This window comes from Kitasatospora sp. Root107, from assembly GCF_001424875.1.
In the GTDB taxonomy this organism is placed as follows: Bacteria; Actinomycetota; Actinomycetes; order Streptomycetales; family Streptomycetaceae; genus Kitasatospora.
Map to the genome: position 1 here is coordinate 1 of NZ_LMCT01000031.1, position 11,838 is coordinate 11,838.

Below are 11,838 nucleotides of genomic sequence, written 5' to 3' on the forward strand. Positions count from 1 at the left end.
GCCTGCGTAACCGCCGCTCAGCGGCGAGCCGTTGACCACCGCACCACTGGACAGCGAGATCACCGTGCTGCCGCGCTCCAGCGGCAGCAGCAGCGCCGCCCGCACCCAGCGGAAGGTCTGCTGGACGTCCACCTCCCAGGTGCCCCGGAAGCTGTCCCAGGTCTGCTCCTGGATCGGGGCCATCACCGGGGTGGCACCGGCGTTCAGCACCAGGGTGCGCGGCCGGTAGGTGTGCACCAGCCGCTCGACGATCGCCTGGTCGGTGACCCCGGCCACCACCGGCACGAACCCGTCGCCCAGTTCGGCCCGCAGCTCCTCGAGCGCGGCGCCGTCCCTGGCCACCCCGACCACCTCGGCCCCGGCCTTGACGAGCGCGGTCGCGGTGGCCCGGCCGAAGCCCCGGCTGGCGCCGGTCACGATCGCGGTGGTCCCGGCCAGCTGTTGGTTGGACATCGGCTACTCCTCGTTCCTGCGACGGCGATGCTGTACGGGTACAGACCCGGGCCGGCCGCAGAAGGAATCGCACCGGACCCGGACGCACCGGAGCCCGGGTGCCGTTGTCACGACACCCGGGCCCCGTACGCGCCCTAGCTCCGCACCGTCAGGTGGCGAACTTGTCGGTCCGGTTCCACCAGTTCACCCCGGCGGTCACGGCGTTCTCGTCGCCGTACTTGTCGTGGTGGCGCCACCAGTCCCACGGCTGCTCCAGCTGGGCCTCCTGCCGGCCGAGCGGGGTCAGGTCGAGGTAGTTGTAGAAGTTCTTGAAGATGTCACCACCCCGGTCGTAGATCGAGTAGGTGTGGAACACGTCCGTCCCGTCGGTCATGAAGACGCTCACGCCCGGCAGTTCACCCTGTTCGGTGGTGACGTGGTAGTCCACGTTGAAGTCCGAACCGAAGGAGGAGTACCACGGAAGGGTCCAGCCCATCCGGGCCTTGAACGCCTCCAGCTTCGGCAGTTGTCCCCGCGACACCATCACGAACGTGGTGTCGCGGGCGTTTATGTGGGACAGGTGGCCGACCGAGTCCGCCTGCATCGAGCAGCCGATGCAGCCCTCCTCCTGGTCCGGACCGAACATGAAGTGACGGACGATCAGCTGCCGTCGGCCCTCGAACATGTCGGCCAGCGAGAGCTCACCCTGCGGGCCCTGGAAGACGTACTCCTTGTCCACCTTGACCATCGGCAGCTCGGGACGGGCGGCGACCACCTCGTCGTGCAGCCGGGTGAGCTGCTTCTCCTTCTCCAGCAGTTCCTTACGGGCTTGGAGCCACTCCTCGCGGGTGGCCACCCTGGGCAAGTCCATCAACTCTCTCTCCTGACTGTGGACATTTGCGCCGGCCCTGGGCCTCGGGTTCAGCCGGCGCGGAGCCAGTCGGCCAGTCGTTCGCCGATCATGGTCGAGGTCAGATTGGTGTTGCAGTTGACGATGCTGGGCATCACCGAGGCGTCGGCCAGGTAGAGGCCATCGGTGCCGTGCACCCGCAGGTACTGGTCGACCACCGCGCCCCCGTCCCCGGCCGGCCCCATCCGGGCCGTGCCGACCGGGTGGTAGGCGCTGTCCAGGCTCAGCCGGACGTACTGGCGGACCATGTCGTCGTTGTCGATCAGCTGGTCGTTGAGGACGATGAAGCCCTCGCCCCGACTGGCGATCCCCGGGTGGTTGACCAGCTCCCAGCAGGTCCGGACGGCGTCGACCAGCTTCTGCAGGTCGCGCTCGGTGGACAGGAAGTTCAGGTCGATCTCGGGCGAGGCCGCCGGGTCGGTGGAGCCGAGCCGCAGCCGGCCGCGGGACTGCGGCTTCTGGTCCACCACCATCACACCGAGGATCACGTTCCCGCCGGCCAGCATCTGCAGGTCGGGGAACATGGTCAGGTCGAAGTGGTTCACCATGTAGTACTGCAGGTCGTTGAAGTCGGTGGAGCCCTCCGCGGTGGTGCGCACCATGGCCTGCAGGAACGGGTCGGTCCGGTCGATCGCCCCGGGGGCCGGCTTCATGAAGACGCCGGTGCGCGGGTGGTCGATCAGGTTGTCGCCGACGCCGGGTGCGTCCAGCAGCACGTCGATGCCGAGTCGCCGCAGGTCCTCCGCCGGGCCGATGCCCGAACGCATCAGGATGGTGGGCGAGTTGACCGCTCCGGCCGCCAGGATCACCCGGCGCGCCCGGACCTGCTCGGCCGTTCCGCCCGCGGACACCTCCAGACCCACCGCGCGGGTCCCCTCGAACAGCACCCGGTGCACCAGCACCCCGGCCCGGACGGTCAGGTTCGACCGGCCGCGGACCTCCGCCGTGAGGTAGGCCAGCGAGGCACTGACCCGGACCTCGGTGTCCCTGCGGTTGGACGGGATCGGGCCGATACCGGTGGCGGTCGGGTTGTTGTGATCCGTCACCTCGGGAAATCCCGCCGCCAGACTGGCGTCCACGAAGGACTGCTGAACCGGTGTCAGCTCCTCCTGACGCCAGCGCCTGATCGGTACCGGACCGCCCTTCCCGTGAATCTCGTCGCCACCGAGATCGAGGTCGTCCTCCAGTTTCCGGTAATACGGGATGACGTCCGACCAGGACCATTCCGAATTGCCCAGCCCGGCCCACTCGTCGAAATTCTCCGGTACGCCGCGCAGGGCGATGGTGGCACCGACCGAGGACGATCCGCCGGAGACCTTCCCGCGCGGAAAGAGAATCCGCCGGCCGTCGCTGATCTCGGCCCTGAACTTCCAGTCGTGCGCGCTCAGCGACATCGCGTTGCCGTCCCGGATGTCGTCCGGCAGGTCGCCGACGTCGGCAAAGTCCGGCCCTGCCTCCAGCAGCAGCACCCTACGGGAAGGGTCCTCGCTGAGCCGGGCGGCGATCGCCGCGCCGGCCGAGCCCGATCCGACAACGACGTCGTCATAAACCTCTGTCATGGAGCATCCTCGGGGTCGCGGAATCCGATAGGGGGACGTCTTCTCTCCCAGAGCTTCACAGTCGCCCCGTCCCGCTGTCTTCTCCGAGCGTGCCCTCCCGCTGACCAGGTCGGAGCGGTGGGCAACATGAGAGAAGCGATCCCGCAAAAGGTGACCCATGCTCAAAAACCGAGCCTCCGACAAAAGGGGTTGACCAGCAGAATCCAGCTGACCATCCATCACATTGTTATTACTGTGCGGATACCTGCACGGAGAGGGGAACGTCTTGTATCGCGAGCGAATTCGTAGACTCATTCCGGGAGTGGCGACGGTGGTGGTGACCGCATCACTCTTCATCGCCGTCCGGAGCACGGTCGCCGTGGCCGGAGGCGACGAGGTCGCCACGCAGTACAAGTTCCAGGAGATGCCGATCGCCTTCCCGCCCGGGTACGAGTCCCAGCGGATGAACACGGTCCGTACGGTCAACCCCGCGTACGAGAAAATCCGCTCCTGGGTCTCCTCGGTGGGTGCCGGCATCGCCATCAACGACCTCACCGGGCACGGCCGGGCCGACGGGATGTGCATCGTCGACACCAGGACCGACCAGATCGTGGTGACGTACACGCCCACCGCCCGGCCGGGCGACCGGTTCACCCCGTTCGTGCTGAACGCCGCGCCGCTGCCGATGGACGCGGCGATGGCCCCGACCGGCTGTACGCCCGGCGACTTCAACGCCGACGGCCGGATGGACCTGCTGGCCACCTACTGGGGCCGCACCCCGATCCTCTTCCTGGCGAACTCCGACGCCACCGGGCCCGCCGCGGACGGCTACACGCCGCGCGAGGTGGTGGCCTCGCAGTCACTGGACGGCAAGTACCACGGCCCGCGCTGGAACACCGACGCGGCCTACGTCGGTGACCTGGACGGTGACGGGCACCCGGACATCGTGATCGGGAACTACTTCCCCGACTCCGACGTGCTGGACCCGCGCGGGCTCAACAACGTACAGATGAACGACTCGCTCTCCAGCGCCCGCAACGCCGGTGGCGACCACGTGCTGCGCTGGGTCAAGTCCACCACCGGCACCGAGCCGGACGCCTTCTTCACCGAGGAGAAGGCCGCCATCCCGTTCGACGCCTCCACCGGCTGGACGCTGGCGATCGCCGGCGCCGACCTGACCGGCCAGGGCCTGCCCGACCTGTACATCGCCAACGACTTCGGCCACGCGCACCTGCTGCACAACCGCTCCACCCCGGGCCGGATCGAGTTCACCGAGGCCACCGGCCGACGGGACTCCACCACCCCCAAGTCCTTCGTTCTCGGCAAGGGTTCGTTCAAGGGCATGGGCGTCGACTTCGCCGACGTCAACAACAACGGCAGCTTCGACATCATGGTCAGCAACATCACCGCCGCCTGGGGCCTGGAGGAGTCCAACTTCCTCTGGATCAACCAGGCGAAGAACAACGACGAGATGCGCGACTACCTGGAGAAGGACGTCGCGCCGTTCACCCAGGAGGCGCGCGAGCACGGGGTGGCCTGGACCGGCTGGGGCTGGGACACCAAGATGGCCGACTTCCGCAACGACGGCGACCTGGCGATCCTGCAGGCCGACGGCTTCGTGAAGGGCGAGATCGACCGCTGGCCGTGGCTCCAGGAGATGGCCATGACCAACGACGACCTGCTCTCCAACCCCCGGATGTGGCCGAACGTCCAGCCCGGTGACGACCTGGCCGGCGACGACGTGCTGGCCTTCTACGCCAAGACCCCGAGCGGCACCTACGCCAACATCAGCAAGGAGCTCGGGCTCGCGGTGCCCACCCCGACCCGCGCCATCGCCACCGGCGACACCACCGGCAGCGGCCTGCTGGACTTCGCGGTGGCCCGCCAGTGGGGCCCGCCCGCGTTCTACGCCAACCAGGCGCCGCAGCCCGGCAATTACCTCGACCTGCGGCTGTACCGGCCGACCGGCACCGAGGGCGCGGGCCAGGGCCTGGTGAACACCGGCAGCCCGGCCTACAACGCCACCGTCAAGGTGACCACACCCCGGGGCACCCAGATCTCCCAGCTCGACGGCGGCAGCGGCCACGGCGGCTTCCGCAGCTTCGAGGTGCACTTCGGCCTCGGCGACTACCAGGGCCCGGCCACCGTCGAGCTCTGCTGGCGGGACGCCGCGGGTCAGTTGCACATGAAGGACCTTCAGTTGAACCCCGGCACCCACTCGCTCCAGCTGACCAGCGACGTCCAGGAGGTTCCGAGCCGATGAGTACCGTCGCCCTGCCGACCCCCGCCGCCAAGGACCCGCGCTACCTCGCGCTGCGGAACTTCGCCATCTCGATCTCGATCTTCAACGCCTTCGGCTACACCCTGCTCGGTTTCGAGCAGCCGTGGCTGTGGCCGTTCATCGCGGTGGGCACCGCGTACGCCACCGAGCTCTCCTTCGAGGTGCTCAGCGCCTGGGCGCAGAAGCGCACTTCGCGCTTCCGCGGCAACGGGATGCGCGGCCTGTACGAGTTCCTGCTGCCCTCGCACATCACGGCGCTCGCGGTGAACATGCTGCTCTACGCCAACGACCAGATCCTGCCGGTGATCTTCGGCACGGTGGTCGGGGTGGCCGGCAAGCACGCGCTCCAGGCCCCGGTGGCCGGCCGGATGCGGCACTTCATGAACCCGTCCAACTTCGGTATCACGATGAGCCTGGTCTGCTTCGGCTCCTGGGTCAGCATCGCGCCGCCGTACGAGTTCACCGAGAACGCCAACACCTTCTTCCGGGTGGCCATCCCGCTGATCATCGTCACCTCGGGCACCGTGATCAACGCGATGCTGACCAAGAAGGTCGCGCTGATCGTCGGCTGGCTCGGCGGCTTCGTCATCCAGGCCCTGCTGCGGCACTGGATCTGGGACGTGGCGATCTTCTCGGCGCTCGGCCCGATGAGCGGCGTCGCCTTCGTGCTGTTCACCAACTACATGATCAGCGACCCGGGCACCACGCCCTCGAAGGCCAGGAACCAGTTCATGTTCGGCTCCTGGGTCGCCATGACCTACGGCGTGCTGATGCTGTTCAACGTCGTCTACACGCTGTTCTTCGCGGTCACCGTGGTCTGTGGTGTCCGCGGGGCCGGCTGGTGGGTGGCTCACCTGATCAAGCGTTACCGGGCCCCGGAGTCCTCCGCCGGTAACGGACTCGGCGACGCCCTCGCCGCCGAGCTGGGCAAGAAGACCGGCTCCGAGGCGGTGGCCGCATGACCTCCACTCCCACCCCGACCAGTCCCACCCCGGCCAGGATCGCGGTGGTCGGCATCGCCTGCCGCTACCCCGACGCGGACTCGCCGGGCGAGCTCTGGCAGAACGTGCTCACCGGCCGCCGGGCCTTCCGGAGACTGCCGGACGAACGGATGCGGGCCGAGGACTACTACGACCCCGACCCGACCGCGCCGGACAAGTTCTACTCGGCCAAGGCCGCGGTGATCGAGGGCTTCGAGTTCGACCGGGTCAAGTACCGGGTGGCCGGCTCCACCTTCAGGGCCACCGACATGACGCACTGGCTGGCCCTGGACACCGCCGCGCGGGCCCTGGAGGACGCCGGCTTCCCGCTCGGCGCCGGGCTCGCCGACTCCAACACCGGTGTCATCATCGGCAACACCCTCACCGGCGAGTTCAGCCGGGCCAACCTGATGCGCCTGCGCTGGCCGTACGTGCGCCGCACGGTCGGCGCCGCGCTGCGCGAACAGGGCTGGGACGACGTGGCGTTGGCCGGTTTCCTGGCGGGCCTGGAGGAGCGCTACAAGAGCCCCTTCCCGCCGATCGGCGAGGACACCCTGGCCGGCGGGCTGGCCAACACCATCGCCGGCCGGATCTGCAACCACTTCGACTTCAAGGGCGGCGGGTTCACCGTCGACGGCGCCTGCTCCTCCTCGCTGCTGTCGGTCGCCACCGCCTGCGACGCGCTGGTCGACGGCCGCCTGGACGTGGCCGTGGTCGGTGGCGTCGACCTCTCCATCGACCCGTTCGAGGTGATCGGCTTCGCCAAGACCGGCGCGCTGGCCACCGGCGAGATGCGGGTCTACGACAAGGGCTCGAACGGCTTCTGGCCCGGCGAGGGCTGCGGGATGATGGTCCTGATGCGTGATCAGGACGCGCTGGCCGAGAAGCGGTTCAGGTACGCCTCGATCGCCGGCTGGGGCTACTCCTCGGACGGCAAGGGCGGCATCACCCGCCCGGAGGCCAGCGGTCACCGGCTGGCGCTCGACCGCGCCTACGCCACCGCCGGGTTCGGCATCGAGACGGTGTCGTACTTCGAAGGTCACGGCACCGGCACCGCGGTGGGTGACGCCACCGAGCTGCGGGCCTTCACCGAGGCCCGCCGGGCGGCCGACCCGACCGCTCCGCCCGCCGCGATCAGCACGGTGAAGGGTAACTTCGGCCACACCAAGGCGGCGGCCGGCGTGGCCGGTCTGCTCAAGGCCGTCCTGGCGGTCCGTCACCAGATCATCCCGCCCGCCACCAGCCACGTCGACCCGCACCCGGAGCTGGCCGGCGAGCGCCCGGCTCTGCGGGTGCCGGACAGCGCCGAGCTCTGGCCGACGGACGCACCGGTCCGGGCCGGGGTCTCCTCGATGGGCTTCGGCGGCATCAACGCGCACGTGGTGGTGGAGCACGCCGACGGCGTCCGGAAGACCGATGTCGGCCGCACCACCCGCCGGCTGGTGGCCTCCCGGCAGGACGTCGAACTGCTGCTGGTCGACGCCGGCAGCATGGCCGAGCTGCGCGGCAAGGTGGCCCAACTGGCCGCTCTCACCCCCCGGTTGTCCTTCGCCGAGCTCGGCGACCTGGCCGCCACCCTGCAGCAGGAGCTGGCCGACCGGCCGATCCGCGCCGCGGTGGTCGCGGCCGGTCCCGAGCAGGCCGAGCAGCGCTTCGGCAAGCTGCTGACCCTGCTGGACTCCGGCGCCCGCTCGGTGCTGGACCCGAACGGCGGCGTCTACCTGGGCAACTCCGCGCTCACCCCGCGGATCGGCTTCCTCTTCCCCGGCCAGGGTGCCGGGCGACGGGGCGACGGCGGCGCGGTCCGGCGGCGGTTCAGCTCGGTGGACGAGCTCTACCGCACCCACGCCCTGCCCACCGACGGCGACCTGGTCGCCACCGCCGTGGCCCAGCCGAGGATCGTCACCGCCTCGGTCGCGGGCCTGCGGGTGCTCGCCGCACTCGGCATCGAGGCCGTCGGCGCGGCCGGTCACAGCCTCGGCGAGGTCACCGCGCTGCACTGGGCCGGGGCGATGGACGAGACCACGCTGCTGCGGGTGGCCGCCGCGCGCGGCCGGATCATGGCGGACGCCAGCGACGGCAACGGGACGATGGCGGGCATCGCGGCCGAGGCCGCGCTGGTCGAGCCGCTGCTGGCGGGCGAGCCGGTGGTGATCGCGGGCTACAACAGCCCCTCGCAGACCGTGGTTTCGGGCCCCGTGGACGCGGTCGAGCGGGTCTGCGCCAAGGCCGCAGCCGCCGGTCTGGGCACCGCCAGGATCAACGTCTCGCACGCCTTCCACTCGGCGGCGGTGGCCCCGGCGGCCGAGGGCCTGCGGGCTCACCTGGCCACCGAGACCTTCGCGCCGCTGACCGAGCGGATGTTCTCCACCGTCACCGCGGCCGAACTCCCGGCCGACACGGACGTGGTGGAGCTGCTGACCCGTCAGGTGCTGGACCCGGTCCGCTTCGACGAGGCGGTCCGGGAGCTGGCGGGCGAGGTCGACCTGCTGGTGGAGGTCGGCCCCGGACGGGTGCTGCGCGGCCTGGCGGCCGAGATCGCCCCGACCGTGCCGACCGTCTCGCTGGAGTCCGACAGCGCCTCGCTGGCCGGGCTGTTCGCGGCCGTGGCGGCGGCGTTCACGCTCGGCGCGCCGGTCCGGCACACGGAACTGTTCCGCGACCGGTTCACCCGGCCGCTGCCGCTGGACAAGGAGTTCAGCTTCTTCGCCAGCCCCTGCGAGACCACCCCCGAGGGCGAGTTCGTGCTCGCGGCCGTCCCGGCGGAGCGGCCGGTCGCGGCCGCCGTCGCTGCGGTGCCCGCCGCTGCTGCCACGGTCGGCACCGAGCCGGCCGGGAACAGCCTCGAGGTGCTGCTGCGGCTGGCCGCCGACCGGGCCGAGCTGCCGCTCGCGGCGGTCGGTCCGGACATGAACCCGCTGGACGAGCTGCACCTGAGCTCGATCACGGTGGGTCAGATCATGAACCAGGCGGCCCAGGAGCTCGGCTTCACCGCCCCGCTGGTCACCACCGCCTTCGCGACCTCCACGCTGGCCGAACTGGCCGCGCTGCTGGACGAGTTGGCGGAGACCGTCGGGGACGGCGACGACCGGTCCCGGATCGCCCCGGGCGTCGCGCCCTGGGTCCGGGCGTTCGGGATCGAGCTGGTCCCGACCGCCGCACCCGCGTCCCGGAGCACCGACACCGGCGGCAGCTGGCAGGTCTTCGCCTCCGAGCGGCACCCGCTGGCGGACCCGCTGCACCGGGCGCTGACCGCGGCCGGGCTGGGCGGCGGCGTGCTGCTCTGCCTGCCGAGGGACTGCGGGGCGGACCACGCGGCGCTGATGCTGGCCGCCGCCCGAGCGGCGCTCACCGAGGCGGGCGACGGGACCGGCCGGTTCGTCGCGGTCGGCGACCGGCGCGGGGCCTCCGGGCTGACCAAGACGCTGCACCTGGAGGCCCCCGACATCACCACCACTCTGGTCACCCTGCCGCTGCCTGACGACCTGTCGGCGGAGCGGGCGGCCGAGCTGAGCGCGCTGATCACCGCCGACGTGGCCGGCACGGCCGGTTTCGCCGAGGTGAGCTACAGCCCGGAGGGCATCCGCCGGGTGCCAGTGCTCCGGCCCAGGCCGGCCCTCGACCCGGCGGCGGGCCGCCCGGCGCTGGACGGCGCGGACGTCCTGCTGGTCACCGGCGGCGGCAAGGGCATCACGGCCGAGTGCGCTCTCGAACTGGCCCTGGAGACCGGTGCGGCGATCGGCCTGCTGGGCCGCTCCGACCCGGCGCAGGACCAGGAGTTGGCCGCGAACCTGGCCCGGATGACCGAGGCGGGCGTGACCTTCCACTACGCCCGGGCTGACGTCACCTCGGCCGACGAGGTCAAGGCCGCGGTCGACGAGATCCGCACCGCGCTCGGCCCGGTCTCCGCCGTGCTGCACGGCGCGGGCCGCAACGAGCCGCACGCGCTGGCCAACCTGGACGAGTCCTCGTTCCGGCGCACTCTGGCCACGAAGATCACCGGCCTGGAGACCGTACTGGCCGCCGTCGACCCCTCGCAGCTCCGGCTGCTGGTCACCTTCGGCTCGATCATCGGGCGGGCCGGCCTGCGTGGCGAGGCGGACTACGCCACCGCCAACGACTGGCTGACCGAACTGACCCTGCAGATCCAGCAGGACTACCCCGACTGCCGCTGCCTGGCACTGGAGTGGTCGGTCTGGTCCGGGGCCGGGATGGGCGAGCGGCTCGGCGTGCTGGAGTCGCTGATCCGCGAAGGCATCGAGCCGATCCCGACCGAGCACGGCGTGGCCCTGCTCAAGCAGCTGCTCGCCGACCCCTCGGCCCCGACGGCGATGGTCGTGATGGGCCGGGCCGGCGGGCTGCCGACCCTGGACGTGGGCCGGGGCGAACTGCCGCTGCTGCGCTTCCTGGAGCGGCCGCAGGCGTACTACCCGGGCATCGAACTGGTCGCCGACGCGGACCTCTCCGCCGCCGGTGACCCCTACCTGGCCGACCACCTGCTCGACGGGGACCTGCTCTACCCCGCCGTGCTGGGCATGGAGGCGATGGCGCAGGCCGCCGCGGCAGTCACCGGGCAGCCGGGCGCACCGACCCTCGAAGACATGGAGTTCCTCCGGCCGATCGTCGTCCCGGTGACGGGGACCGTCACGGTCCGGGTCGCGGTGCTGGCCAAGGACGCCGACACCGTCCAGGCGGTGATCCGCAGCAGTGAGACCGGCTTCCAGGCGGACCACTTCCGGGCCACCCTGCGGTACGGCCTCCCGGCCCCGGTGGACGGCGCGCCCCGGCCGGTCGCCGAGGACGCCCCACAGGTCCCGCTGGATCCGGCCCGGGACCTCTACGGTCCGGTGCTCTTCCAGGGTGGACGCTTCCAACGCCTGCTCGGCTACCGTGAGTTGGCGGCCAAGGGCTGCGTCGCGGAGATCTCCAACGCCGGCACGGCCGGCTGGTTCGCCGGCTACCTGCCGCACGAGCTGGTGCTCGCCGACCCCGGCACCCGGGACGCCATGATGCACTCGATCCAGTGCTGCGTGCCGGACGCCACCCTGCTCCCGGTCAGCGTCGAGCGGCTGCACCTGGCCGACCCGGCGAGGGTCAGGGCCGAGAAGCAGGTCACCCTGCACGCCGTCGAGCGCTCCAAGGTCGGCGACACCTACCTGTACGACCTCGACGTGCGCGACCAGGACGGCGTGCTGGTCGAGCGCTGGGAGGGGCTGAGGCTGCAAGCCGTGCGCAAGCTGGACGGCACCGGACCGTGGCAGCCCGCGCTGCTCGGCGGCTACCTGGAGCGGCGGGCCGAGCTGCTGCTCGGCTCCCCCGTCCGCAGCATCGTCCTGCCCGACGGCGAACTCGCCGTCGAGGGCGTGGCGATGCGCCGCGAGCGGACCGCCAAGGCGGTCGGTTGGGCACTCGGACAGGAGACCGCGGTGCGCTACCGCCCGGACGGCCGGCCGGAGATCGCCGGCGGCCTGCGGGTCAGCTCCTCGCACGGCGGCGGGGTCACCTTCGCGCTGCTCGGCGGACAGCCGGTGGGCTGCGACGTTGAGCCGGTGACCGACCGCGCCCCGGCCGACTGGGCCGCCCTGCTCGGCCCGGACGGCTTCACCCTGGCGGAGCTGGTCGCCCGCGAGCTCGGCGAGCCGCTGTCCCAGGCGGCGGCCCGGGTCTGGGGCGCCACCGAGTGCCTGCGCAAGACCG

The 11,838-nt window shown here is 71.2% G+C and carries 6 protein-coding genes; 3 read left to right on the plus strand and 3 right to left on the minus strand.

Annotated elements, in window-relative coordinates; genetic code table 11:
• The 3 genes from ASC99_RS24675 to ASC99_RS24685 form a co-directional block, all read right to left on the minus strand.
• Positions 1–453 (minus strand): SDR family oxidoreductase (locus ASC99_RS24675; protein WP_157531724.1); only part of this gene is annotated, 453 nt, incomplete at its 3' end.
• A gap of 148 nt (positions 454–601) precedes the next feature.
• Positions 602–1,303 (minus strand): DUF899 domain-containing protein, encoded by a 702-nt coding sequence (locus tag ASC99_RS24680; RefSeq protein WP_057235819.1) that lies wholly within the window; start codon positions 1,301–1,303, stop codon positions 602–604.
• A 50-nt stretch (positions 1,304–1,353) separates the two neighbouring features.
• Complete coding sequence (locus ASC99_RS24685; protein ID WP_057235822.1) at positions 1,354–2,901, minus strand: GMC family oxidoreductase; 1,548 nt, start codon at positions 2,899–2,901, stop codon at positions 1,354–1,356.
• A gap of 316 nt (positions 2,902–3,217) precedes the next feature.
• Between ASC99_RS24685 and ASC99_RS24690 the strand changes: the two genes are divergently transcribed.
• The 3 genes from ASC99_RS24690 to ASC99_RS24700 all read left to right on the plus strand — a co-directional run.
• Positions 3,218–5,143, plus strand: coding sequence for a CRTAC1 family protein (locus tag ASC99_RS24690; RefSeq protein WP_157531729.1), 1,926 nt, complete (start codon positions 3,218–3,220; stop codon positions 5,141–5,143).
• Entirely contained in the window at positions 5,140–6,123 is a 984-nt protein-coding gene (locus tag ASC99_RS24695; protein WP_057235827.1) for a hypothetical protein, read from the plus strand. Before ASC99_RS24690 ends, ASC99_RS24695 begins: the two co-directional genes overlap by 4 nt.
• A partial coding sequence (locus tag ASC99_RS24700) for an SDR family NAD(P)-dependent oxidoreductase (protein ID WP_235583118.1) occupies positions 6,120–11,838 on the plus strand: 5,719 nt, incomplete at its 3' end. The genes ASC99_RS24695 and ASC99_RS24700, both read left to right, overlap by 4 nt.